The sequence below is a fragment of the Pseudomonas sp. F01002 genome (assembly GCF_004402115.1).
Classification (GTDB): domain Bacteria; phylum Pseudomonadota; class Gammaproteobacteria; order Pseudomonadales; family Pseudomonadaceae; genus Aquipseudomonas; species Aquipseudomonas frigoris.
This window is the reverse complement of the sequence record NZ_SOPU01000014.1, coordinates 124,823-149,736: the sequence shown is the minus strand read 5'-3', so window position 1 is coordinate 149,736 and position 24,914 is coordinate 124,823. Positions and strand designations below refer to the sequence as shown.

Sequence of the window (24,914 nt, the reverse complement as noted above, 5' to 3'; positions counted from 1 at the left end):
TTGACCGGCCCTTTGTGGAACCGGCGACTTCAAAGACGGCCTAATATGCGTGATCAATTGTCCCCGCGTCGAATCAGCATGAAGCATTTTTTCCCCAGCACCGCCCTAGCCCTATTCATTGGTATCGGTCTGTTGCCGATGTCGACCAATTCGTTTGCAGCCAATAGCTGGGACAAGCTTCAGCCTGATCGTGACGAAGTGATCGCCAGCCTGAACGTCGTCGAGTTGCTAAAGCGCCATCACTACAGCAAGCCGCCGCTCGATGACGCGCGCTCCGTGATCATCTATGACAGCTATCTCAAGCTGCTGGACCCGTCGCGCAGCTACTTCATGGCCAGCGACATTGCCGAATTCGACAAGTGGAAAACCCAGTTTGACGACTTCCTCAAAAGCGGCGACCTGAATGCCGGGTTCACCATCTACAAGCGCTACCTGGACCGCGTCAAAGCGCGTCTGGACTTCGCCCTTGCCGAGTTGAACAAAGGCGTCGACAAGATCGACTTCACCGCCAAGGAAACCTTGCTGATCGATCGCAAGGACGCCCCTTGGCTCAAGTCCACCGCAGAACTCGACGACTTGTGGCGCAAACGCGTCAAGGACGAAGTGCTGCGTCAGAAGATCGCGGGCAAGGACTCCAAGCAGATTCAGGAAACCCTGACCAAGCGTTACAAGAATCAAATGGCGCGCCTGGACCAGACCCGCCCGGAAGACATCTTCCAGGCGTACATCAATACCTTCGCCATGTCCTACGACCCGCACACCAACTATCTGTCGCCGGATAACGCGGAAAACTTCGACATCAACATGAGCCTGTCCCTCGAGGGCATTGGCGCCGTGTTGCAGAGCGACAACGACCAGGTGAAAGTCGTGCGTCTGGTGCCTGCAGGCCCGGCCGACAAGACCAAGCAAGTCGCACCGGCCGACAAGATCATCGGCGTTGCCCAGGGCAACAAAGAGATGGTCGACGTGGTCGGCTGGCGCCTGGACGAAGTGGTCAAGCTGATCCGTGGGCCGAAAGGCACCGTGGTGCGCCTGGAAGTGATCCCGGCCAGCAATGCGCCGAACGACCAGTCCAGCAAGATCGTCCCGATCACCCGCGAAGCGGTGAAGCTTGAAGACCAGGCGGTGAAGAAATCGGTCCTCAACCTGAAACAGGACGGCAAGGACTACAAGCTTGGCGTCATCGAGATCCCGGCCTTCTACCTGGACTTCAAGGCTTTCCGTGCTGGCGATCCGGACTACAAGAGCACCACTCGCGACGTCAAGAAACTGCTGACCGAGTTGCAGAAAGACAAGGTCGACGGCGTAGTCATCGACCTGCGCAACAACGGCGGCGGTTCCTTGCAGGAAGCCACCGAGCTGACCAGCCTGTTCATCGACAAAGGTCCGACCGTACTAGTGCGTAACGCCGATGGCCGGGTCGATGTACTGGAAGATGAAAACCCGGGTGCCTTCTACAAAGGGCCGATGGCGTTACTGGTCAACCGCTTGTCTGCCTCGGCTTCGGAAATTTTTGCCGGCGCCATGCAGGACTATCACCGCGCGTTGATCATCGGCGGCCAGACCTTCGGTAAAGGCACCGTGCAGACCATTCAGCCGCTGAACCATGGCGAACTGAAACTGACCTTGGCCAAGTTCTACCGGGTTTCCGGCCAGAGCACCCAGCATCAGGGCGTACTGCCGGACATCGATTACCCGTCGATCATCGACACCAAGGAAATCGGCGAAAGCGCACTACCAGAAGCCATGCCGTGGGACACCATCCGTGCGGCCATCAAGCCTGCGGTCGACCCGTTCAAGCCTTACATCTCGCAGCTTAAATCCGAGCATGACGCACGCTCGGCCAAAGACGCCGAGTTTGTGTTTATCCGCGACAAGTTGGCCCTGGCCCAGAAGCTGATGGAAGAAAAAACCGTCAGCCTCAACGAAGTCGATCGTCGTAAGCAACACGCCGACATAGAAGCCAAGCAACTGGTCATGGAAAACATTCGTCGCAAGGCCAAGGGAGAAGAACCGCTCAAAGAGCTGAAGAAAGAAGACGAGGATGCTATTGCGGCCGAGCCGGACAAGACCAAACCGGAAGACGATGCCTACCTGAGCGAAACCGGGCGGATTCTGTTGGACTACCTGAAACTCAATACCACGGTAGCCAAGCACTAAGTTGTTACAAGCAAGATGATGGCAATTTAATGCTGACGCTCCCCGGAGCGTCATCATACAGTCATCACTCTGTCGTGAAATAAAGGACTGGGAGCCCCTCTTTATCCAAGAGAGTGCTCCCAGTCCTTTTTTATCGCCAGAGAAAGCCATGACCACCACAGAACAGCTGAGTGCCTTGAGTTCCATACTGGCTCAAAGCGGTTTGCACAGCTTGTTCCAGCCGATCATTTCCCTCTCTGAGCGACGCATTCTCGGTTACGAAGCACTTAGTCGCGGCCCCTCCAACAGTCCACTGCACTCCCCCCTCGCACTGTTCGCCGTCGCCCGTCAGGCTGGGCGCCTGAGCGAGCTGGAAATCGCTTGCCGTCAAAGCGCCTGCCGACGTTTCAACGAGCAGCAACTGCCCGGCAAACTGTTCCTCAACGTTTCCCCTGAATCCCTGCTCGAAGCCGCCCACCAACCCGGGCGCACCCTGCAACTGCTGCAGGATTTCGGCATATCGCCGAGTCAGGTGGTGATAGAACTGACTGAACAAACCCCGACCGACGATTTCGAGCTGCTGCAAACCGCGTTGCATCACTATCGAGCGATGGGATTTTCCATTGCTCTGGATGATCTGGGCGCAGGCTATTCGAGTTTGCGGCTGTGGTCTGAATTGCGTCCGGACTACGTGAAAATTGATCGACACTTCATCGACGGCATTCACCAGGACGCCCTCAAGCGCGAATTCGTCGGCTCGATCCTTCAAATCGCCAAGGCCTCGCGGGCACAAGTGATCGCAGAAGGTATCGAGCTGCCGGAAGAACTCGCGGTACTGACCGAGATGGGCGTCGATCTGGTTCAGGGTTATCTGCTCTGCCGCCCCCAGGAACATCCACCTCGTGATGCCCGAACCCTGATGCCCAAACGGGAAAGCACAGCGGTGGCGTTGAATGATGAAGTCAGCGACCTTAGCGCTTTGCTCAAAGACCAACCGGCAGTGGGTCGCGATACACCGACCGCCACGGTGCTGGAAGCCTTTCGCCGCCAGGCCAACCTGAACTCTCTGGCGGTGCTCGACGAGCAAGGTCAGCCCTGCGGCATCGTCCATCGGCATTCGCTCTCCGATGCACTGCTCAACCCTTTTGCCACCGACTTGTTCGCCCGCAAGCCGATCAGCCGTTTAATGAGTGATGACTTCCTCGCCGTTGAGATGAGCCAGTCGTTGCAACAAGTGAGCCGACTGATCACCAGCCGCGCGCGGCAACGCATCGAAGAAGACTTCATCATCACCCTCAACGGCGGTTACCTGGGATTGGGCCGAGTGATCGACGTACTCAAACTGATTACCGAACTGAAGATCCAGCAAGCCCGTTACGCCAACCCGCTGACCCTGCTGCCGGGCAACGTGCCGATCCAGCAATGCCTGACGCGACTGCTGCAACAGCAACGGGAGTCGGTGATCTGCTACGTCGACATCGACAGTTTCAAACCCTTCAACGATATCTACGGCTACGGCCGTGGGGACGAAGTCCTGCTAAGCCTGGCGCAATGCCTGAATGACCGCGTCGACCCTTCCCGCGACTTTGTCGGCCATATCGGCGGCGATGACTTCCTGCTGGTGCTGGCCCGGAAGACTGGCGCAAACGCTTGAATCAGTTGCTGGACGACTTCCAGAGCCAATGCCGCCGCTTTTATCGCAGCGAACATCTGGAAGCCGGCTGCTTCATCGCCCCAAACCGTCAGGGTGTGCGCCAGGAGTTTGCATTGCTGTCACTGTCGATCGGCGTGGTGCATTTACATCCACAGGCCTGTGGACAACTCGATGCAAGCCAGTTGGCGGAGATGGCATCGCAGGCCAAGCATCACGCGAAGAATGTGCCGGGGTATAGCGTGCATGTGATCGATAGTCTGGCGGTGCCGGGGCAGCACGAGGAGTTGTTCATAGGGCATCGTTGATAGAACTGCTCGCGATGACGCCGGTTCTGCCAACTCAGATTGAGGGCGGTGCCTCGGAACCGCGAGACGCCAACTCTTTCAGTTTAAGCTCGGCCAGCGGATGCCCAGCCTTCGCAGCAATCTCCCAAAACCGCGCAGCTTCAACCGCATCCGGCGCCTTGCTCGGTGTTCCGGCGATACTGATCACGCCAACTTGATACGCCGCCTTGCCATCCCCCGCCAACGCCGCCAGACGCAGCAACCGCACTCCCTCTTCGCGAGCGCCAAGGCCGACGCCACGAAAGGTCAGGATGTGGCCGTAGAAGCTCTGGGCGCCAACATCACCCAGGTTCGCCATGCGCGCGAACTGGCCTTCGAGCCAGCTCCAGCCACGCGGTTGGCGCACAAACCATGACCAGTGAAACAAGCGGCGAGCCAGCCAGTAGCTGGCCCGCGCCTTGAGTTTTAAAAACACTCAGGCCTCCGCCGATTCCGGGTACTCGTATTCGAACACCCGCACCACTTCCGAGGCATGCCAGGATGCTGCGGCCACCCCATCGGACGGGCCGGAGAAACGCCCCAGACGTTCGACACATTCAAAGAATCCGGTGCGCGGCAGGCGGCTGGCGCCCTGGCTGATCACCAGCGAACTGCGCAATGGCTGCTCGGCCTTGGCGTCCAGCGCGGCCAGATGTTCAAGCGCGGCGGTCAAGGTTTGCATGGCCGGTGTGGGAAGTTGCAAACGTTCGAGCAACGCCCGGTATGTCAGAAGATGACGCTGGCGACGCGCCTGATCCAGTTCGCCCAGCAACCCGTCCCAATGTTGACGACTGATGCGTACGCTCACGATTCATCCCTCCACCCTGGCACCGTCAATTCCCAGGCCAGGCTGCGGCGAATCGCAGCGTCGGGTAGACGCTCGCCACTTTCGATCAAGGCCAGATAGGACGGGCTGATGCCTACCGTGCGGGCCAACGCCTCAATGGCGATGCCCTTCCCTTCGCGCAAACTGCGTAGTTGATCCAGACCCGGAAGAATCTGGTCTGGTGTTGCCGCGTGACGCTCTGGGGCGACCCGCGACGGTTGTTCACTGATGCCTGCTGCTTTTAGTAGAGCCTGATACTGAGCCCATGGCAGAACCGCATACTCGGGCTCTCCTTCGCGTGTAATTATCTGAATATCCATGACTACCCCGTAGGACAACAACACTTAGCGAGTCGGCACTTTTCCCTAGAAGTGTAATCCTAACAGCGGCCAAGGTCGCGGGGGTATCAATCTGTGGATGAGATTGAATCAGTTCAGTTTTTTTTCGGCCCCTGAAGCTGAAGTTGTTCCGGGGTATCGGGAAGGCGTTCGACCACCGCAAGCTTTTCCGGCAACTGACGCTTGCGCCAGACGCGGAAGGCGTTGAGTTCATCGTCGAGAACTTTCATCAGCCAGGCCAGCACCGCGATGTCATCGAGCATGCCGAACACTGGGATGAAATCAGGAATGGCATCCACCGGACTGAGGAAGTACATCAGGCCTGCCACGACCGATATCAGGGCTTTGGGGCTGATGGCCCGATACTCACCGCGCCAGTAAGCCAGGCAGAGTGCCTGCAACAGGCGTAGATCATCCTTGAGCTTGCCTAGCCGGTTACCCTGGCTGGCTCCTTTGCTGGCCACCGCGAAGAGTAAGGTCGGCAAACGTCCACGCGCCAGCAGGCGTCCGGCCAGAGGCAGGAAACGAGCGAAACTCCAGGGTGTTTTCATCATTTCCTCCCACTGAAATGTTATCCACACAAATTGTGGATAACCTTGTGAACAGAGCTGCTTTTCACGGCTGAAAGCCCCGTTTCATAAGGGCTTAACTCAGATCGGGCGTTTTTTACTCACATAAAAAAACCCAAGATATCATTGACTTGGCGCTCTGGCGCGGCTAGTGCGGGCGCCCTCAATGGCTATGACTCCAGCCTACAGCATCCGTTCGCTTTGTTTACCTTCGCCGAACGCCAGATGCAACAACGCCCCGCATAAGCGGGGCGTTGTTTTTAGAGCAGACGCTGATTACTTGGTAGCGGCGTCTTGTTTTGCTGGATCCTTGATTGCCAGCAGTTCCAGGTCGAATACCAGCACCGAGTTGGCTGGAATCGCCGGGCTTGGGCTTTGGGCGCCGTAAGCCAGTTCGCTAGGGATGTACAGTTTGTACTTCTCGCCAACGTGCATCAGTTGCAGGCCTTCGACCCAACCCGGAATCACACCGCTGACCGGCAGATCGATCGGGCTGCCACGCTCGACGGAACTGTCGAAAACGGTGCCGTTGGTCAGGGTGCCGGTGTAGTGAACGGTCACTACGTCGGTCGGCTTAGGCTGTGCGCCATCGGCTTTCTTGACCACTTCATACTGCAGGCCCGAAGCGGTGGTGGTTACACCGGCTTTCTTGGCGTTGTCTTCGAGGAATTTCTTGCCGCCAGCTGCCGACTCTTCGCTCATTTTGGCCATACGCTCTTCAGCACGCTTTTGCAGTGCTGCGAAGGCTTCGACCAGTTCGTCATCCTTCAGCTTCTGTTCTTTCTTGCCGACGGCATCTTCGATGCCTTGGGCTACGGCTTTGGAGTCCAGATCATCCATGCCTTCCTGAGCCAGGCTCTTGCCCATGTTCAGGCCAATCCCGTAGGAAGCTTTTTGCGCCGGGGTTTTCAGCTCTACGCTGGTCTGCGAATCACAACCCGCAAGTACCAGGCTAACCAGGGCCACCGCCGCCGCCAACCGATGCTGTTTCATGCTATTTCCTTGTTCATGCGCCTAAAGGGCAATCGAATTAAAGCCGCGAGCTTATCAGGCGGCCACGACCAATGGCTACCGGCATGAGAGCAGGAAACATCTGATAAGTTCAGGTGTTTTAACGCATTTCGGGATTGGGCTGATGAAGCTTCTGTCATCTTGTGCTCACAGAGACCGATAGCAGAACCCCAGCATCTGGCGTAATGGCCACTTGCCGCACCTCAGGCGCTGAGGCATAAGGGAGCTTCAAATCGACACGGATGTTTATCTTGCGCCTCTTCTTTCGCTTGCTGGTTCTGTTCGCAGTCCTGTTGGGGCTGGGCCTCGCCGTGGCTCTGTACTACGTCGCCAACCCGAAACTGCCGGCCTGGTCACCCGTGCAGCAGGTGCATTACCTGGAGCAATGGAGCGCCCACGACCGCGAGACTTACTACTTCACGCCCCAGGGTACTCAGGTCAAAGGCTTGCGCTATGACTGGTTCAAGGCCCTCGAATTACCGTTCTCGCAACAGCGATTCGCCGCTCCCGAATACCTCGCCCGCTTCGGTTTTCTGATCGCCCCCAGCCAGAGACCCACACCAAACAACCCCGGCAATCTGCCAGTGGGCTTTGCCCGTCATCAGAACCCTGGAAGCCAGGACGAGTTTCTCGACATTACCTGCGCCGCCTGTCACACCGGTGAATTGCGCTTTAACGGCCAGGCCGTGCGCATCGATGGCGGTTCGGCGCAACACGTTCTGCCATCCAGCGTTCCTACGTTGCGCGGCGGCAGTTTCGGGCAAGCGTTGGTAGCGAGCCTGACGTCGACTTACTACAACCCGTGGAAATTCGAACGTTTCGCACGCAACGTATTGGGCCAGGACTACGATGCCCGGCATCAACAACTGCGCAAAGACGTCAAAGTCTCGCTCGACACCTTCTTGAAGGTGGCCTGGAACGACACCCATCGCGGGCTCTATCCCACCGAAGAAGGCCCCGGCCGCACCGACGCTTTCGGGCGCATTGCCAACGCCAGTTTCGGCGATGCGATTTCCCCCGCCAACTACCGTGTGGCCAACGCTCCGGTCGACTATCCGCAACTGTGGGACATGTGGACCTTCGACTGGGTGCAGTGGAACGGTTCGGCGCAGCAACCAATGGCCCGCAACATCGGTGAGGCCTTGGGTGTGGGTGCCACGCTGAATTTCTTCGACGCTAATGGCCAACCGCTTAAAGGAGACGCCCGTTATCCGTCCAGTGTCCGCTTACGCGATCTGCACCTGATCGAACAAACCCTGCAACGGCTCAAACCGCCAGCCTGGCCAGAAGAACTGCTGGGCGCCATCGATAAAACCCAGGCCGCAAAAGGTCGCGAATTATTCATCGAGAACTGCGCCGGCTGCCATGTACCTCGATCGGTCCAAAGCGACGGGCGCTGGGTGCAACATCTGAAAATGCTGCCCGTGGAGTTCATCGGCACAGACCCGGGCGCGGCCAATAACATCGCCGACCATCGCTTCGACCTCACAGCCTTGCAATGGGACCCGGCAGAGCTGGCGCAGCTGGATGTTCAATTGCAGCCGACGCCCGTTGAATCGCTGGATTTGAGCAAGCTCTCGTCGGCTAAAGGGTTGGCCTACGTCACCGCTTTCGTCGGAAACCGGGCCTTCCGTGAAGCAAACATTCCTGCGGCCGAACGACGGGACATGGATGGTTTCGGCCTGCCGATTGGCGTGCGTGAATTGCGCGCCTACAAGGCGCGACCATTGGCGGGAGTCTGGGCCACCGCGCCATTTCTGCATAACGGTTCGGTGCCGAGCATTTATCAGTTGCTCTCGCCCCAGGATGAACGCGCAACCACCTTCTATAAAGGCACTTTCGAGTACGACCCGAGGCACCTCGGCTATCGCACCGAGGCCTTCACCAATGGCTTCATGTTCGACACACGCATCACCGGCAATCACAACAGCGGCCACGAATTCCGCGCAGGCAAGCGTGGCAACGGCGTCATCGGTCGCCTGCTCCAACCAGAAGAGCGCTGGGCGCTGCTGGAGTATCTGAAAGTGTTGGGCGGCCCGCTGGAGGCGCAATTGCCATGAGCAGACTCTGGATGCGTTTTAGCGCCTTTCTCGGCAAAACCCTGCTGTGGTCGCTAGGCCTTGGATTGCTCGGCTGGGCACTGGCCACGGCGTGGTTCGCCTGGCAGCACAGCGGCCCGGTTTCGGCTGAAGAACTGATTCCGGATGGCGAATCAGCGATGACTCAAGACATCATCCAGACCGCCGTGCGCATCGTCGATCAGCACCGTGAAAGCACCCGCTACCTGCGCGACGCCCATGCCAAGGCCCATGGCTGCGTGAAGGCCGAGGTTCAGGTGCTGCCGGATCTGGCGGTTGAACTGCGTCAGGGTGTGTTCAGCGAACCCGGCAAAACCTGGCAAGCAACGATGCGGCTGTCCAACGGTAATGCCTACCCGCAGTTCGACAGCATCCGCGATGCACGGGGCATAGCGATCAAATTGCTCGATGTGCCCGGTAAACAGCTGCTACGTGATCAACAGAGTCGTGGTGAACAGGACTTCGTGATGTTCAGCCATCCGAATTTCTTCGTCAGCGATGTCGCCGAGTACCGTCAGAATGTAGCCGCACAGGCTGACGGCAAGAAGCTGATGGCGTTCTTTCCGGGTTGGGACCCACGGACCTGGCAGGTTCGCCATCTGTTTATCGCGCTGGCGACACTTTCACCCGCCCCGGAAAGCCCGACCCAGACGACTTACTTTTCGGTTTCGCCCTACAAATTCGGCGAAGCCAATGCCAAGTTCCGCGTCATGCCCGATCCGGCAAACTGCCCGACTTACACCCTGCCTGCGCAAAACCAGAAGTTGCCGAACTTTTTGCGCAATGCGCTGAACCAGCAACTGTCGACCGACCGGATGCCGGCCTGTTTCGTCCTGCAGATACAGCGCCAGGACCCGGCCAAGTACATGCCGATCGAAGACACGAGCATTGAGTGGCAGGAAAACGATGCCCTGTTCGAGACCGTAGCGCGGATCAACGTACCCGCCCAGGACTTCGATACGCCTGCGCTGAACGTGCAATGCGATAACCAGTCGTTCAACCCATGGTTTGGCCTTGAGGCTCATCGCCCTATTGGCGGTATAAACCGGTTGCGTAAAGCCGTGTATGAAGCCGTGAGCGACTACCGACACAGCCGCAACGCCGAATGATAAGAAGGCAGAACGAAAGAAAGCGACCCAAAGGTCGCTTTCTCGGTGGAACCTCGGCAGAAGCCAAACCCCAGACAGCAAAAAGCCCGCATTAAGCGGGCTTTCNNTGTGGTGACCTGGCGTTCAGCGTTCCAGGTGACCGAATATGGCGCAGCGGACGGGACTCGAACCCGCGACCCCCGGCGTGACAGGCCGGTATTCTAACCGACTGAACTACCGCTGCGCGTAGCGTTGAAAGTAAGTGGTGGGTGATGACGGGATCGAACCGCCGACATTCTGCTTGTAAGGCAGACGCTCTCCCAGCTGAGCTAATCACCCTTTACCTTCGTTGCGGGGCGCATTGTGCCACAGATTTTCATAAAGTGTTGATTTAATTGAATAATTTTCAAAAAAATCTGAAAACCCATAAAACGACGCGACCTGCAGGAACAACTTACAAACGTTGGACAGAAAAAAACCCGCGTTAAGCGGGCTTTTCCGTGGTGACCTGGCGTTCAGCGTTCCAGATANACCGAATATGGCGCAGCGGACGGGACTCGAACCCGCGACCCCCGGCGTGACAGGCCGGTATTCTAACCGACTGAACTACCGCTGCGCGTAACACTGGAAGCGAATGGTGGGTGATGACGGGATCGAACCGCCGACATTCTGCTTGTAAGGCAGACGCTCTCCCAGCTGAGCTAATCACCCTTCACTTTCGGTGTGGCGCGCATTCTACGGAGCGACCACATCTCTGGCAAGCACTTTTTTAATTAATTTTTTCAGGCCTTCCAAAGGCTTAGAGAAGGGTTGGCCTATGGCGCCGCGAAGAGAATAATGCCCCCCTTTGTATAAAGGAGAGACTCGCCCCATGTGGTTCAAAAACCTGCTTATCTATCGCCTGACCCAAGATCTGCCTTTTGATGCCGAGGCGTTGGAAACTGCACTGGCCACCAAACTGGCGCGTTCATGTGCAAGCCAGGAGTTGACCACCTACGGTTTCGTCGCGCCATTCGGCAAGGGCGAAGATGCTCCGCTGGTGCACATCAGCGGCGACTTCCTGCTGATCGCCGCGCGTAAAGAAGAGCGCATTCTGCCGGGCAGCGTTGTGCGTGACGCGGTGAAGGAAAAGGTCGAAGAGATCGAAGCCGAACAAATGCGCAAGGTCTACAAAAAGGAACGCGATCAGATCAAGGATGAAATCATCCAGGCCTTCCTACCGCGCGCCTTTATTCGTCGTTCATCGACTTTCGCTGCCATCGCGCCGAAACAGGGCCTGATCCTGGTCAACTCGGCCAGCCCGAAACGTGCCGAAGACCTGTTGTCCACCCTGCGTGAAGTCATCGGCACGCTGCCGGTACGTCCGCTGACCGTGAAGATGTCCCCTACCGCGACCATGACTGAATGGGTCACCACCCAGAAAGCTGCGGACGATTTCTTCGTGCTGGACGAGTGCGAGCTGCGTGATACCCACGAAGACGGCGGCATCGTGCGTTGCAAGCGCCAGGACCTGACCAGCGAAGAAATCCAGCTGCACCTGAGCACCGGCAAAGTGGTCACTCAGCTGTCGTTGGCCTGGCAAGACAAGCTGTCTTTCGTGCTTGACGACAAGATGGTGGTCAAGCGCCTGAAGTTCGAAGACCTGCTGCAAGACCAGGCGGAACAGGACGGTGGCGAAGAAGCCCTCGGCCAACTGGACGCCAGCTTCACCCTGATGATGCTGACCTTCGGCGACTTCCTGCCGGCGCTAGTTGAAGCGTTGGGCGGTGAAGAGACTCCGCAGGGGATCTAAAGGCTGGTGATTGCTAATGTGGGAGCGGGCTTGCTCGCGAATAGGGACTGACATTCAGCGATGATGTTGACTGTCAGGACGCCTTCGCGAGCAAGCCCGCTCCCACATTGGGCCTGCGTAATTTTCGAATACGAATAACAAGGATCAGGCCATGCGCGCACTGGCTGCATTGAGTCGTTTTGTCGGCAACACCTTCGCTTATTGGGTACTGATTTTCGCCGTCGTGGCGTTCCTGCAACCGACCTGGTTCATCGGCCTGAAGGGCGCGATCGTGCCGCTGTTGGGCCTGGTGATGTTCGGCATGGGCCTGACCCTCAAACTCGAAGACTTCGCCGAAGTCGCTCGCCATCCATGGCGCGTGGCCCTGGGCGTGGTTGCGCATTTCGTGATCATGCCCGGTGTGGCGTGGTTGCTTTGCCAGGCTTTCCACTTGCCGCCGGAGATCGCTGTCGGCGTCATCCTGGTCGGCTGCTGCCCTAGCGGCACCTCGTCGAACGTGATGACCTGGCTGGCCCGCGGCGATCTGGCGCTGTCGGTAGCCATCGCCGCTGTCACCACCCTCCTTGCCCCGCTGCTGACCCCGGCGCTGATCTGGTTGTTGGCCTCAGCCTGGTTGCCGGTGTCGTTCATGGAGCTGTTCTGGTCGATCCTGCAAGTGGTGCTGTTGCCGATCGTGCTTGGCGTGGTTGCCCAGCGCCTGCTGGGTGATCGGGTTCGCCACGCGGTGGACGTGCTGCCGCTGATCTCGGTGGTGAGCATCGTGATCATCGTCACCGCGGTGGTGGCCGCCAGCCAGGCGAAGATCGCCGAATCCGGCCTGTTGATCATGGCCGTGGTGATGCTGCACAACAGCTTCGGCTATCTGCTGGGTTACTTCACCGGGAGGCTGTTCAAGTTGCCACTGGCCCAGCGTAAATCCCTGGCGCTGGAAGTCGGCATGCAGAACTCCGGGCTGGGTGCGGCCCTGGCCAGTGCGCACTTCTCGCCGCTGGCGGCGGTGCCGAGTGCGTTGTTCAGCGTCTGGCACAACATCTCCGGGGCGCTGCTCTCGACGTATTTCCGCCGGATGAGTGAGAAAGAAGATCGGGAAACAGCGGCTCAGCAGGCTATCGACTGATCCGAAAACTTGATCCCCGGGTTAATGATGGGCACTCTATTGTGCAACGCGAGGACGACCTCGCGGCTCGATCGAGTCATTAATCTGGGGACGACCCCGTCAATCGATGGAGGTCTCTCATGTCCTGGATCATTCTGTTTTTCGCCGGCCTGTTCGAAGTTGGCTGGGCCGTCGGCCTGAAATACACCGATGGCTTCAGTCGCCCTCTCCCCACCGCATTGACCGTTGCCGCCATGGCCATCAGCCTTGGCTTGCTGGGCCTTGCCATGAAGGAATTGCCGCTGGGCACGGCCTACGCGATCTGGACGGGTGTCGGTGCGGTCGGGACGGTAATTGCCGGGATCATTCTGTTCGGTGAATCCATGGCGCTGTTCAGGCTCGCCAGTGTCGCGCTGATCATTTCCGGGCTGGTCGGGCTGAAGATCAGCGCCTGACCGATTGCTGCCATTACGAAAAAGCCCGCCCCCCTTACGATACAGACAGGGGGAACGGGCTTTTTCAATGGCGTGTATTAAACGATCAGCTCTCGGCCAGCTCCATGCGTCCACGCGCGACAGGAGCCTTTTCCGCATGCTCAAGCTGCATGCAGCGCTCCAGGAACAGGAACATGTAGTCGTAGCTCTTGCAGACGGCCTGACGCAATTCCACTTGCAGGGATTTGCTTGGGTTCATGCCCGCCAGCGTGCAGATAATTTCCAGGGCTTCCCACGGATGGGCATCGTCGTACTGGGCATGCATTTTTAACCACTTCATGGCCCGCTTGCGATCTTCCTCGGGGAATGATGCCGAGTAGACGCCACTGGAACAGACCAGCGCCGACCACTCCCCGGTCGCACCTTCAATGGCGTAGTTGGTGGCGGCAATGGCAACGATCAGCGAATCCGACGAACTGGTGTGCCAGCACCAGTGGCTCAAGGCGTGAAGTTCAGGGGCAACCTTTTGCGCTTGCAGATCTTCCAGGCTGACACCGTGAGCACGGCTCCAGTGCACCCAGTAATCGGCATGGTTCAATTCGACGCGTATGTTACGCATCAGCCAGCGACGCGCCATGTCTTCACCTGGATGGCGGGCAAAGCGAGTCTTGGTCAGGTTTTGTGCCATATATAACGCGAACTGTTCGACTACCGGCCAGCCACCGATCAGGTACTGACGCATGGTCTTTGCACTGAGTTTGTTATCACGCAGACGCTTATACAGTTCGTGTTCGACAACCCGGTGTTTGCTCTCGCTGCAATCCTGGATCAGGCTTTGAGCCCAGGCGGGATAACTTGCAGCTTCCATGAGTGGTCCGGTTCGGTTGAATGTGTCGATCACTGTCGAGCTCCTTTTGATTGTGATTATAAGGATCAGCAAGAGATTTCAACGGAACGTGCCAGGCGCCTTGAATAACAAAGGCTGAGGCCTGGCTGGACGACTTTGTAAACTGTCGCAGGTAAACAAATGCGGGCGTTCAATAACATACCCTTGAGCGTAATCCACCCCGATCTCCAGCAATGCCTGCTCGATCTGGGGTGTTTCAACAAACTCGGCAATCGTACGCTTACCCATAACATGACCGATGTGATTGATCACTTCGACCATGGCGCGGTTAATCGGGTCGTCCAGCATATCCTTTACGAAACTCCCGTCGATCTTCAGGAAGTCTACAGGCAAATGTTTCAAGTAGGCGAATGAGGACATTCCGGCGCAAAAGTCATCCAGTGAAAAGTGGCAACCTAAACCTTTGAGTTCATTAATAAATCTGATTGCACTTCCGAGATTGGAAATAGCACTGGTTTCAGTGATTTCAAAACAAATCATTTCAGGCGGTATGGAGTAAGTAACAAACTGTTCACGCAGGAAGTGCAGAAACGCCTCATCTCCGATAGTTGTGCCTGACAGATTAATCGCACACATGGCCAACGGCCCTTTGCGCTGTTCGGCTATACATTGGGCAATGACTTTGAAAACGTTCTGCACAACCCAGCGGTCAAGGGACGTCATCAGACCATAACGTTCGGCAGCCGGAATAAAGCTGTCGGGCAGAATCATCCGTCCGGCTTCGTCATGCAGACGCAACAGAATTTCGATATGTCCACCGCCCTTCTCGATATGACCAAGGGGCGCGATTTCCTGGGCGTACAGGCAGAAGCGGTCTTCTTCCAGCGCCATGTGCAAGCGCTGCACCCAAGCCATCTCGCCGAAGCGCAGGGACAGTTCCGAATCATCGGCGTGATAGACCTGAACCCGATTACGGCCTTTCTCCTTTGCCATGTAGCAAGCCATATCAGCAGCACGCAGCGAGGCTTCGAGAGTGGTCGGATTCTGAGTGACGTGAACCAGCCCGATGCTCACAGTGGTCACGAACGGTCGGCCTTTCCAGACGAAGTGCAGGTTCTGCACGGTCTGACGCAGGCCTTCGGCGATTTTTTCGGCGGCTTCCGGAGCGCAGTTCTCCAGCAGGATGCCAAACTCGTCGCCACCCAGGCGGGCCAGGGTATCGCCTTCGCGCAAACCGGATTGCAACAGAGCACAGATATGCCGCAGTAACTCGTCACCCGCCGCATGGCCGCAGGTATCGTTGACCAGTTTGAACTGATCCAGATCGAGGAACATCAGGGCATGGCGCCCCGACTGCCGTGTCAGGTTGTGCAGCGCCTGTTCCAGGCGATATTCGAACTCGCGGCGGTTAGCGAGCCCGGTCAAGGCGTCATGGGTCGCCTGCCAGGACAGATTGGCAATGTATTGCCGCTCCTGGGTCATGTCGTGCAATACCAGCACGGTACCGCTGACCTTGCCGGCGTTGCGGATCGGCGCACCGACCAGGGTGACCGAAACCGTGCTGCCATCCAGGCGCTGGATCAGTTTTGAGTGTTCGCTGCCTCCACTGAGTTGTCCGCTCAAAATGTGCTCGATCAACGTGAAGCCATCGGCCTGAGCGTTCTCGTCCAGCAGATTGAACAGCGCCGCCAGCGGCAAACCCGTCGCCTGCTCGGCCTTCCAGTGGGTCAGCACCTCGGCGGCCGGGTTCATGTAGGCGATCGCGCCGTCGACATTCGTGGTGATCACGCCATCGCCAATCGATTGCAGGGTGATCTGCGCCCGGTCCTTCTCCAACTGCAGGGCCTCGGCGAACGCATTGCGGTGCTTGAGCAGTTTGTGGGTGCGCATCAAGGCCAGCGCAATCAAGCCCAGAGCGGTGGCGAGGTTGGTCACCAGCAGCAGCCGCAGGATCACCCGTGAACCTTCGCCCAAGGCATCGCTGAAGGCTTTCGCCGCCGGTGTCACACCCTCGTTGATGGCGAATATCTGGTCTTTCCAGCGCTTGATGTCAGCCTCGGCGGCCTGATTGACAGGTATGTGCTGATGCATTTCCTTCGCAACCTCATCGAGTTGCACCAGATACGCGTCGCCCACCGTCCAAAGGTCGATAGCTTTTTCGAGGTAACTGAAGTGCCGGAAATTGAGGTAAAGCCAGATCAAACTGGAGACGTCATCCGGGTGGTTACCTCCCTTGAGGATCGCCACCCGTGCCGCTTCGATATTAGGTGGCCGATGATCCAGCGCCACACGCAACTCGTGGCCCCCCTGCGGTACGGCAATGGCGTTCTGGTATTTGAGGAAAATCGTCTCGTCGCGGTTGTCGGCGTAGAGATTGAGGTAATAGATGGCGTCTTTTTGGCCTTTGGACCACAGGCTTTCACCGGCAACGTAGCCGCGAACCGCCGACAGAACATACAGGCTGACACCGCCCAGCAAGGCTTGAAATAACACGACGGCAATAAATGGCCAGACGATGCCCAACAACCGTGGCGTTCCGAGAGTCCGCGCTTGATTCATGAGGTCCCTTGTTTTAGCACTGCCAGATCATCATCCACCGTGATCGCTACAGCTAGACTAGGGTGCGTTCTCGGTTCCGGCAAGCGGAGGATCAGCCTCGGTACACTCTAAACACAACCATATATATGTACAGCCACAGCAGATTTCGAGATCGATTAACTGGGCACTCCAAGATTCCCCTACTTGTTGCGGGAATTACTTTCATGAGGAGTGCGACATGACATCGACACCTTTAGCTGCACCCGACACATCGGCCGCCGAAGAAATTCGCGCCAGACAAGCGCTGGGACTTGATGACGGCCCGGATATCGAATCTTTTATTACTCAACCCACCGCTCAGGATCGACAACGGTTCAAGGCTTTGCAACGTGCGACACCCACCCTCGTGCAATCCCTGACCATCAACATGTACAAGGCAAAACTCATCAATGTTCAAATCGTCGACACCGTAAAAAGCTTCATGACCGGCAAGTCCTCGTTGATCCGTCATCTGGGCGGCGATGTACTGCGTCTCGCGTCCGAAGAGGAATTGCGTGCTAAGCCCTCGGTATTTCTCGAGCGGATATTGAACGCGACCCAAGCACAGGATCTGGCAGACCGGCTTCTCAAGAAACTCGAGTGGTATGGCGCACACCCCGGCGAACAGACGCCGACGTCCGTACGCAATCAACTGATTTGCAAAGCCATATGCCTCTACTTTCATGAGTCGTCGGCTGACGATTCGCAAGAGCTCGCCGGCTTCCGCTGGCAAGACCCGGCACACTGGGGCAAAAGCTACCAGAGCCTGCGCAGCGATTTCGAACAGCACTTGCTGCGCAACCGGCGGCTCGCCAATACCAAGGATGCGATATTACTGGCGCGGGTGTTCGAGACCCGCCTCTCAAAGGACTTCGCTGTGCGCGATATCCCGTCCGACCTTCCTTACAAAAGTTCGGTGGTGTGGGTGAACTTCATGCACGGCGTGCTGCTGGCAGATGAACTCGACCTTGATCGATTGAAACCGCTGTCCTTTCAACAACTCGTTGACCTGCCCCTGACCCGGAGCGCCGACGCCTCGTCCGAACAACTTGAGAAGATTGCGCGACTGAGGATGGGTCCAGCGCTGGAATGGGCGGTGTGCAGTGGCATCGTTCAATCGCGAACGGAATCCGATTACGACGAGGACGATATGACGCGGGCGATGGCAGCTCTGGAAAGCCACAGCGAGAGCCTGAACAACGCCGTCATGACACTCGATTTGCCGCCCCCTGAAAGACTGAAGATGGCCAAACGGGTAAAGGATGATCTGTTTGGCGATGCAATGTTCGAATCGGACGGGCGCAAGTTGCTGCGTCATGTGCCACCGAGCAGCTTGGGGTTCAGAGATATGCCCTCATTGAAGCTGCCGGGCGATGCATTCCTCGATGTCTATGCCGATGGCCAATTCGATGACGCAAGCAAATGGTTTGTAACCCAGTCCGATGGAAAAACACGAACCAGTCACTGGATCAAGATCGACGACAAGCGAACCCTGCATGATGAGGAATTCCGCAAGGATCATAGGGGGATCGAAAGGCTTGTGCCTAGCAGAAGCGGGGGCAAGACGCTGCCTGATATCAACAGGCAGTTTGAAACAGACTTCACAAACTACCTCTCGAAAATCAGGACGGCCTATCAGACCCTGATCGCCAGTCTACTGACCTCGCTGCCACTGGCCGACCGCCAGGCCCTTGAGCGGGGTGACATCCGCTTGCTGAGCCTGCACCTGGAAAAAACACACATCCAATTAAGGGGAGACATCCGACCAAGAAGAGGTTTCGTTCTACAGGTGACCCACAATCATGAAATCACCTATTACGAACTGATCCCGAGTGCTGGCGTCATTCGTTGCCGACCCCACTTGAGGTTTTCAACAGTCAAAGGGGTTCGCACCACGTTTCCCTTGCACGCCTCAATCCCCGGACAAACATATACTGCTGAAATCAGCACTTCTCTACTTCTCGATTGGTCAGCGCACTTAGATGGCACGCAGCCTGCTGACAGGGCGTACTGCATAGCGATCCTCGGCGTGGTAGGTGACGTGCCCGCAGCTGCCGTTAGCCATAGCGAAGGAACGGCGCGGGTATCCCCCCGTTTGAATGCAGTGGCCCACTACATTGCAACGAATTTTCTGTACGTAGATGAACGGCAGTTGCATACCCAAGCCCGCGGCATGACGGCATTCGACACCATCAGGGCTAGAAACGAACAACGGCGGAATACGTTCGTTGAGGTGGTCAAAGGGTTTGTGCCCTTCTGGGGCAGTATTGAGGACCTTTTGTCGGGCCAGATACTCACAGGCGTGATCGGACTCGTATTGGACCTGGCTTCATTCATCAGTCCTGTCGGGAAATTCATGTCGGGTTCGGTGCGTTTGATCAGGGCCGGGGTCACAGCCTCGCGCATGACCGTCAAAGCAAGTCTGCCCTCCTTTTCAACGTTGACCCGAAAACTGCTGACCGCTTCGCTGAGAAACCTGAACCCGCTGGACGGGGTTCCGACACTGCTGAAGGCAACGGTAAGCGGCGCCAGGAAAGGGCTGTACATAGCCGGCAGCATGGGCCTTGACGGAATCAAAAAACTGACAGGACACGCCGACAGCTACCGACTGGTCCACAACCTGCCCCAGACAACCGATCCGGGGCGCTGGAAACCGCTGACAAACAGCGATCGACTGGCAACGGTCAACGGTGTCGATGATGTACTTGTGCGCAATACCAGCCCGTCGGACCTGACCCGATTCCACCCCGTCGACCCGGTGACGTCCTTGCCCTATGGCCCGCGCCTGAGCAATAACCACAGAAACTTCATGCAGGGCCGGTCAACCTTCAAAACGTTACCTCCTACCGAATCCCACGTCCTGGTAGAACTCCCGGAATATGTCCATATCCGTGAAGTACTTGAGATCGATGGTCGAACCACACTGTTCGTTGATGACATTCCCTATCGTCTGGACGGCAACCAACTGCGCCGTGCCGACTTGATTGATGATCAGGCGATGTTCAAATCCTTGCCTTGCCGGGTACGACGTAACCCGGGTGCCGATGTATGCAAGACTTCATTCGTCACCCGTGATCCGGCGCCGACGCCGGCCATCGGCAGTTTCGACGAAAACAAAGGCTGGGCGCCGTGGTTCGGAGACAGTATCTATACGCCGGCCACTGCGGATCGGGCGATGTTGCTTAAAACCCTGAAGAAAAAAAGCCGGCTCCCGGCTACGATGGAGTTCCAAAAAGGGATTTATGGGAGGATCAAGGTGAGTATTCTCTACGGGACCCAGAATCAATTTGACACCTTCGAGGCCGGTGCCACCATCATCCCGGCGAGGGACGATTCAAAGCACTATGTGTTCACCCGACTGGATGCTGGACATTTTTACGTCGCCGAACTGGCACAAGGTCAAAGCATAAGAGACACGCTGAATTTCAAGAAAGCTTCCACATTGCAGGAAGATCTCAAAGCAGAATTGCTGACTGTCTACACCGGATCGTTGAATGCCAACAATGTGGCAAGGATTCACGGTACGGAAGCGGTGGAACTTGCGTTGAAAACAATGGAAGAAATCGCCATTCCGATCGGAGGCCATGCCAACCCGCCCGACACGCTCAAATGGCTCAAGGTTGATACCAGCCCAGGGGAAGCGGTCCTGTTTGATCACTCGACCCGAATGATTGTCACCCGACTGCCGGACGGTGCGACAAGCTGGTCACGCAGCAAAGAGGCACCAGAAGCCTTGCGTCAAAGGACAGTGGAGATTTTCGATACATTGTTCCGTGAACCGGCCACCAGGCGGACGACTGCAGGCAACGCCTTGAGAATCGACGACGCAATGAAAAAGCTTCATGGCCTGATCCCTCGTCACCAGCGTTCGCGCAATCCCAGAAACATCGCCTATGCAGAAGTAAATACCGCCGCCGGAAAACGGGAGGTGTACGTCAGCGTTTCGGGGGCGCAGGGGACCACCGGGCAGTTGCCGTTATTCAAGAACAATTTGGGGGCGGATGAGGTGAAGGTTGGCGAAACGACCTATTTCAATATCGATCTCAATGACACATTCCCTGGCATTGCCCTCAATGTGACACCCGAGGGCAAACTGCTGGCCGTGCCGCACACCATAAAAGATATCGACACCTATAAACCGACACTGACGAGCGCGCCTACATCACTGGACAGTGAGAGCAAGTTGATCAGCGTGATCCGCAAGAAATATCCTGATCGCACGCAGATACAGTCGGTCAGCATTGCCACCACGATGCCACCTTGTGAATCGTGCTCGGTGGTGATGAAGGAATTCGGTTACGACGGCGGTGAAAATGCGCTGAACGTCCTGTGGCACTGATCTAATGTTGCTGCAAATGCCCATACAGCTTGGCGTACAAACCACCATCAGCAATCAACTGCTGATGGTCACCATCTTCGGCAATTTGCCCGCCATCAAACACCAGCACCCGATCAGCCTGTTTCACTGCCGATAACCGGTGCGCAATGATCAGCGTGGTGCGGTTGCTCAAGAACCGCGCCAACGCCTGGTGCAGGTTGTACTCGGTGGCGGCATCCAGCGCTGAGGTGGCTTCGTCGAGGATCACCACCTTGGGCTCGGCCAGCACCATCCGCGCAATCGCCAGGCGTTGGCGTTGCCCGCCGGATAACCGCACGCCGGAACGTCCAACGATGCTGTCCAGGCCGTTGGGCAACTCACGAACCGTGTGGTGCAACTGAGCAATCTCCAAAGCCTGCCAGCAGGCTTCGTCGCTGCGTTCGCGGCCCATGGTCAGGTTGGCGCGGATAGTGTCGTTGAACAGCGCCGGATGTTGCAGGACCACGGCGACATTTTCCCGCACGGTTTCCAGGCCGATCTCTTGCTGGGTCGAGCCGCCGAAGCGGATCGTCCCGGCGAGCGGCGTGTACAGGCCCAGCAGCAACTGCACCAAGGTACTTTTGCCACCACCGCTGGCGCCGACAATCGCGACTTTTTCGCCGGGGGCGATCGACAGGTTCATCTGGTTCAACACCAGCTCGTCGCCGTAACCGAAACTCAATCCCTGGACTTCGATGCCAACGGTTTCGCGACCGTTGAACGGGTCGACACCGCCCGGGTATTCAGGCTCATCGGCCCGGGCCAGCAACTCGTTGATCCGCGACAGCGCGCCGCCGGCCGCGTAATAGGCGTACTGCAGATTCAGCAGCTGTTCCACCGGACCGATCATGAACCACAGGTAGCTGAACACCGCCAGCATCTGGCCGATGGACAGGTCGGAAAACAGCACGGTGAGCATCGCCGCCGCACGGAAAATATCGATGCCGAACTGGAACAGCAAGCCGCTGGCACGGTTCGAGGCATCGGTTTTCCACTGCGAGTTCACCGCGTAATCGCGCACTTCCCGGGCGCGTTGACCCAGGCGTCCAAGGAAAAATCCCTGACGGTTGCCGGCGCGTACTTCCTGAATGGAGTCGAGGGTTTCGGTCAGCGCCTGGGTGAAGCGCGAGGTGCTGTCGTTCTCGAGTTTCTTCAGGTGTTTGACCCGTTTGCCCAGCAGTACCGTGGCGTAGATCACCAGTGGGTTGAACAGCATGATCAGCAGCGCCAGCTTCCAGTGCATCCAGATAAGAATGCTCGCGGTGCCGACCAGCGTCAGCATGGCCACGAGGAAGCGACTGAGGGTTTCGCCGACGAATTTGTCCACGGTGTCCAGGTCGGTGACCAGGTGCGTGGTGACCGTGCCGCTGCCCAGGCTTTCGTATTCGCCCAGGGAAATGCGCTTGAGCCGTTCGATCAGCCGTGTGCGAATGCGATACACGATGTCTTTGGCCAGTGCCGCAAACAACTTTGCCTGAACCACGTTGAAGAACAAGGCGCCACAGCGTAGCAACAAAGTCACCAGCAGCATCAGGCCGATGTAGCCCGCCGCTTTTTGCCAGTCGTCGGGCAGCGCGTGGTTCATGACTTTCAGTGCGGCGTCACCGTGGCCCAGTAGCACTTCGTCCACCAGCAACGGCAGGAGCAAGGGAATTGGTACGCTACACAGGGTTGCCAACACCGCCACGCCGTTGGCGATCCAAAGGGATTTCTTGTGATGCAGCGCCAGGCGACGGATTTCTGCCCAGCTCAGACGGTCGACACGTGAAGGAGCTGGCGCTTCGTCGGGCAGATCATGCACAGGCAGCGCGCTCCAGCCAGCGGCCGAGCAACGGAGACAATACGCTGAGGGGCTGATAGCCATTGGTCAACAGCGCCAATTGACCATCACGCTCAGCCAGTAAGGTAGGGAAACCGGCAATGCCCAGGTCCTGGACCCAGGTGAAATCAGCCGCCGTCGCGGCGTGCTGATCGGCACGGTCGAACGCGGCGGCGAACTCGATACGCGGCAGACCGGCCTGCTCCGCCAGCTCCACCAGAACGCTGGCGTGTGTGACGTCGCGACCTTCGGCGTAAAACGCGTGCTGAATCAGCCCGAGCAGTTTCCACGCGCAATCCGGCGCCAGGCTGCGCGCGGTCGCCAGCGCCCGACAGGCAGGTTCGGTGTCGTAGACAAACCCGTCGGGCAACGCACCTTCCAGCTTGAACGGTTGGCCCGTGGCCTCGGTGACCGCCTGCCAATGCTCAAGGATATAGCGCCGGGTGGTCGGCTCCAGCGCGGAGCCGCTGCCGGTGCGCAAACCGCCCACCACCAGGTGCACGTCCACCCCCGCTGCTTGCGCCTGCTCGACCAGCGCGTTGGCCACCGGCGCGAAGCCCCAGCACCAGGAACACATCGGATCCATCACATAGAGCAGGCGTTGTGCAGACATGGTTCAAGCCTCGGAAGGAGTTTGCTTGTAGTTGTAGCCGATCGGGTGAGGCAGGTTGCGAGCCTTGGCCAGTTCGATCTGCTTTTGCCGGTCGATGGCACTGCGACGGGTCTTCTCGCTCAGCTTATCCCAGCAATGCGGGCAACTGATGCCGGCCACGTAGTGCTCGGATGTGCGGTCGGAGGCGCTGATCGGTGTACGACAGGCATGACATTGATCGTAGTCGCCTTCGCTGAGGTCGTGACGAACGGTCACGCGGTTATCGAACACGAAGCAGTCGCCCTGCCATTTGGTTTCTTCCTGTGGCACCTCTTCGAGGTACTTCAGAATGCCGCCCTTGAGGTGATAGACCTCGTCGAAACCCTGGCTGAGCATATAGCTGGACGCCTTTTCACAACGAATGCCGCCGGTACAGAACATCGCGACTTTCTTGTGCACGGCCGGGTCGAAATTGGCTTTGATGTAGTCGGGGAATTCGCGAAAACTGGTGGTCTTCGGGTCGATGGCGCCTTCGAAGGTGCCGATCGAGACTTCGTAGTCGTTGCGGGTGTCGATCAACAGCACTTGCGGATCGCTGATCAGCGCGTTCCAGTTCTCTGGATCGACGTAGGTGCCGACCTTCTTGTTCGGATCCACGCCTTCGACGCCGAGGGTGACGATTTCTTTCTTGAGTTTGACTTTGGTGCGATAGAACGGCTGGTCGTCGCAGTACGACTCTTTGTGGTCGATGTCGTCCATGCGTGGGTCGTTCTTGAGCCAGGCCATCAGCCCGTCAATGCCTTCGCGGCTGCCGGACACGGTGCCGTTGATCCCTTCTTCGGCGATCAGCAGCGTGCCTTTGATGCCGTTGTCGACCATCGCTTGCAGCAGCGGCTCGCGCAAGGCGACGTAATCTTCCAGGGTGACGAACTTATACAGTGCCGCCACGACAATCTGTTGTGTCATGGGTGATTCTCCAGGTGGCTACCCTCGTAAGGGGTGAACCGGATGCGAAAAAAAACGCGCCGGGTGAGCGGCGCGTTGCGGATTCTAGCAAAAAACCGATGCTTAATGCTTACTGCCGCCAGCACAGGTCGGCGAGGCCGGAGCCGCGTCGATCTGTGCCCATTCCTCTGGCGTATAGGTATGCAGCGCCAACGCATGGAACTCGCCCATCAGCTCGCCGAGCGTGCCGTAGACTTTCTGGTGACGCTTGACACGGTTGAGCCCTTCGAACTGCTGGCTGACCACCACGGCCTTGAAGTGGGTCTGCAACCCACGGCTGTGCATGTGGCTTTCATCCAGCACTTGCAGATGCTGCGGCTGCAACAGGCCCAGCGTCGATTCGATGCGTTGTTGCATGGTCATACCGAA

Annotated in this window: 18 protein-coding genes, 4 tRNA genes and 1 pseudogene; 8 read left to right on the top strand and 15 right to left on the bottom strand. The window is 57.7% G+C overall.

All coding sequences use genetic code 11. The features are described from left to right. Positions 1 to 78: 78 nt before the first annotated feature. Positions 79 to 2,160: a carboxy terminal-processing peptidase gene (locus E3W21_RS08970; protein ID WP_165353228.1), complete on the top strand. Its 2,082-nt coding sequence runs from the start codon at positions 79 to 81 to the stop codon at positions 2,158 to 2,160. 148 nt (positions 2,161 to 2,308) lie between these two features. Continuing rightward, a pseudogene (locus E3W21_RS08965) lies at positions 2,309 to 4,098 on the top strand (bifunctional diguanylate cyclase/phosphodiesterase). 34 nt (positions 4,099 to 4,132) lie between these two features. Here the strand turns inward: E3W21_RS08965 and E3W21_RS08960 are convergent. From E3W21_RS08960 to E3W21_RS08940, 5 genes are all read right to left on the bottom strand, one after another. Beyond that, positions 4,133 to 4,552 (bottom strand): sel1 repeat family protein, encoded by a 420-nt coding sequence (locus E3W21_RS08960; protein ID WP_129437357.1) that lies wholly within the window; start codon positions 4,550 to 4,552, stop codon positions 4,133 to 4,135. Continuing rightward, the gene (locus E3W21_RS08955) at positions 4,553 to 4,924 is read right to left on the bottom strand and encodes a hypothetical protein (protein WP_003223109.1); all 372 of its coding nucleotides are present in this window, start codon (positions 4,922 to 4,924) and stop codon (positions 4,553 to 4,555) included. Beyond that, complete coding sequence (locus tag E3W21_RS08950) at positions 4,921 to 5,262, bottom strand: helix-turn-helix transcriptional regulator (RefSeq protein WP_129437358.1); 342 nt, start codon at positions 5,260 to 5,262, stop codon at positions 4,921 to 4,923. The genes E3W21_RS08955 and E3W21_RS08950 overlap by 4 nt, the downstream gene beginning before the upstream one ends. Positions 5,263 to 5,375: 113 nt before the next feature. Then, a complete protein-coding gene (locus E3W21_RS08945) occupies positions 5,376 to 5,831 on the bottom strand; it encodes a YkvA family protein (protein WP_129437359.1) in 456 nt (151 codons plus the stop codon). 294 nt (positions 5,832 to 6,125) lie between these two features. After that, positions 6,126 to 6,842: an FKBP-type peptidyl-prolyl cis-trans isomerase gene (locus E3W21_RS08940; RefSeq protein WP_129437360.1), complete on the bottom strand. Its 717-nt coding sequence runs from the start codon at positions 6,840 to 6,842 to the stop codon at positions 6,126 to 6,128. 269 nt (positions 6,843 to 7,111) lie between these two features. Here E3W21_RS08940 and E3W21_RS08935 point away from each other — a divergent pair, with 269 nt between their 5' ends. Together E3W21_RS08935 and E3W21_RS08930 are read left to right on the top strand one after the other, a co-directional pair. Continuing rightward, entirely contained in the window at positions 7,112 to 8,920 is a 1,809-nt protein-coding gene (locus E3W21_RS08935; protein ID WP_134419121.1) for a di-heme-cytochrome C peroxidase, read from the top strand. Continuing rightward, positions 8,917 to 10,047: a catalase family protein gene (locus tag E3W21_RS08930; protein ID WP_134419120.1), complete on the top strand. Its 1,131-nt coding sequence runs from the start codon at positions 8,917 to 8,919 to the stop codon at positions 10,045 to 10,047. Before E3W21_RS08935 ends, E3W21_RS08930 begins: the two co-directional genes overlap by 4 nt. A 146-nt stretch (positions 10,048 to 10,193) precedes the next feature. Here E3W21_RS08930 and E3W21_RS08925 read toward each other — a convergent pair. From E3W21_RS08925 to E3W21_RS08910, 4 genes are all read right to left on the bottom strand, one after another. After that, positions 10,194 to 10,270: transfer RNA gene (locus E3W21_RS08925), tRNA-Asp, on the bottom strand. Between the two features lie 19 nt (positions 10,271 to 10,289). Beyond that, positions 10,290 to 10,365, bottom strand: a tRNA-Val gene (locus tag E3W21_RS08920). A gap of 200 nt (positions 10,366 to 10,565) precedes the next feature. Next, positions 10,566 to 10,642: transfer RNA gene (locus tag E3W21_RS08915), tRNA-Asp, on the bottom strand. A 19-nt stretch (positions 10,643 to 10,661) separates the two neighbouring features. Next, positions 10,662 to 10,737 (bottom strand) — tRNA-Val (locus E3W21_RS08910). A 160-nt stretch (positions 10,738 to 10,897) separates the two neighbouring features. On the opposite strand from E3W21_RS08910, the gene rdgC reads away from it, so the two are divergent. The 3 genes from rdgC (at position 10,898) to sugE (ending at position 13,369) form a co-directional block, all read left to right on the top strand. Next, positions 10,898 to 11,818, top strand: a complete 921-nt coding sequence (gene rdgC, locus E3W21_RS08905) for a recombination-associated protein RdgC (protein ID WP_046049133.1) — start codon at positions 10,898 to 10,900, stop codon at positions 11,816 to 11,818. Positions 11,819 to 11,969: 151 nt separating this feature from the next. Next, positions 11,970 to 12,935, top strand: a complete 966-nt coding sequence (locus E3W21_RS08900; protein WP_129437363.1) for a bile acid:sodium symporter family protein — start codon at positions 11,970 to 11,972, stop codon at positions 12,933 to 12,935. Positions 12,936 to 13,054: 119 nt separating this feature from the next. Continuing rightward, on the top strand, positions 13,055 to 13,369 hold the full coding sequence (gene sugE, locus E3W21_RS08895; RefSeq protein ID WP_008151200.1) for a quaternary ammonium compound efflux SMR transporter SugE: 315 nt from the start codon (positions 13,055 to 13,057) through the stop codon (positions 13,367 to 13,369). 85 nt (positions 13,370 to 13,454) lie between these two features. Here the strand turns inward: sugE and E3W21_RS08890 are convergent, their stop codons facing one another. Both E3W21_RS08890 and E3W21_RS08885 read right to left on the bottom strand, forming a co-directional pair. Further along, entirely contained in the window at positions 13,455 to 14,216 is a 762-nt protein-coding gene (locus E3W21_RS08890) for a TenA family transcriptional regulator (RefSeq protein WP_371927051.1), read from the bottom strand. A gap of 78 nt (positions 14,217 to 14,294) precedes the next feature. Beyond that, complete coding sequence (locus E3W21_RS08885) at positions 14,295 to 16,754, bottom strand: EAL domain-containing protein (RefSeq protein WP_129437365.1); 2,460 nt, start codon at positions 16,752 to 16,754, stop codon at positions 14,295 to 14,297. 217 nt (positions 16,755 to 16,971) lie between these two features. Between E3W21_RS08885 and E3W21_RS08880 the strand changes: the two genes are divergently transcribed. Then, on the top strand, positions 16,972 to 21,111 hold the full coding sequence (locus tag E3W21_RS08880) for a hypothetical protein (RefSeq protein ID WP_134419118.1): 4,140 nt from the start codon (positions 16,972 to 16,974) through the stop codon (positions 21,109 to 21,111). A gap of 1 nt (position 21,112) precedes the next feature. On the opposite strand, the gene E3W21_RS08875 is transcribed toward E3W21_RS08880, so the two are convergent. From E3W21_RS08875 to E3W21_RS08860, 4 genes are all read right to left on the bottom strand, one after another. Next, a complete protein-coding gene (locus E3W21_RS08875) occupies positions 21,113 to 22,930 on the bottom strand; it encodes an ABC transporter ATP-binding protein (RefSeq protein WP_134419117.1) in 1,818 nt (605 codons plus the stop codon). Next, positions 22,923 to 23,561 (bottom strand): DsbA family protein, encoded by a 639-nt coding sequence (locus E3W21_RS08870; protein WP_134419116.1) that lies wholly within the window; start codon positions 23,559 to 23,561, stop codon positions 22,923 to 22,925. Before E3W21_RS08870 ends, E3W21_RS08875 begins: the two co-directional genes overlap by 8 nt. 3 nt (positions 23,562 to 23,564) lie before the next feature. Continuing rightward, complete coding sequence (locus E3W21_RS08865) at positions 23,565 to 24,506, bottom strand: rhodanese-related sulfurtransferase (protein ID WP_129437369.1); 942 nt, start codon at positions 24,504 to 24,506, stop codon at positions 23,565 to 23,567. 102 nt (positions 24,507 to 24,608) lie between these two features. After that, on the bottom strand, positions 24,609 to 24,908 hold the full coding sequence (locus E3W21_RS08860) for a BolA family transcriptional regulator (RefSeq protein ID WP_008151216.1): 300 nt from the start codon (positions 24,906 to 24,908) through the stop codon (positions 24,609 to 24,611). Positions 24,909 to 24,914: the final 6 nt, after the last annotated feature.

Coding starts and splice junctions, on each gene's coding strand:
- E3W21_RS08970 (WP_165353228.1), top strand. CDS start 79: ATGAAGCATTTTTTCCCCAGCACCGCCCTAGCCCTATTCATTGGTATC.
- E3W21_RS08950 (WP_129437358.1), bottom strand. CDS start 5,262: ATGGATATTCAGATAATTACACGCGAAGGAGAGCCCGAGTATGCGGTT.
- E3W21_RS08945 (WP_129437359.1), bottom strand. CDS start 5,831: ATGAAAACACCCTGGAGTTTCGCTCGTTTCCTGCCTCTGGCCGGACGC.
- E3W21_RS08940 (WP_129437360.1), bottom strand. CDS start 6,842: ATGAAACAGCATCGGTTGGCGGCGGCGGTGGCCCTGGTTAGCCTGGTA.
- E3W21_RS08930 (WP_134419120.1), top strand. CDS start 8,917: ATGAGCAGACTCTGGATGCGTTTTAGCGCCTTTCTCGGCAAAACCCTG.
- rdgC (WP_046049133.1), top strand. CDS start 10,898: ATGTGGTTCAAAAACCTGCTTATCTATCGCCTGACCCAAGATCTGCCT.
- E3W21_RS08900 (WP_129437363.1), top strand. CDS start 11,970: ATGCGCGCACTGGCTGCATTGAGTCGTTTTGTCGGCAACACCTTCGCT.
- sugE (WP_008151200.1), top strand. CDS start 13,055: ATGTCCTGGATCATTCTGTTTTTCGCCGGCCTGTTCGAAGTTGGCTGG.
- E3W21_RS08890 (WP_371927051.1), bottom strand. CDS start 14,216: ATGGAAGCTGCAAGTTATCCCGCCTGGGCTCAAAGCCTGATCCAGGAT.
- E3W21_RS08885 (WP_129437365.1), bottom strand. CDS start 16,754: ATGAATCAAGCGCGGACTCTCGGAACGCCACGGTTGTTGGGCATCGTC.
- E3W21_RS08880 (WP_134419118.1), top strand. CDS start 16,972: ATGACATCGACACCTTTAGCTGCACCCGACACATCGGCCGCCGAAGAA.
- E3W21_RS08870 (WP_134419116.1), bottom strand. CDS start 23,561: ATGTCTGCACAACGCCTGCTCTATGTGATGGATCCGATGTGTTCCTGG.
- E3W21_RS08865 (WP_129437369.1), bottom strand. CDS start 24,506: ATGACACAACAGATTGTCGTGGCGGCACTGTATAAGTTCGTCACCCTG.
- E3W21_RS08860 (WP_008151216.1), bottom strand. CDS start 24,908: ATGACCATGCAACAACGCATCGAATCGACGCTGGGCCTGTTGCAGCCG.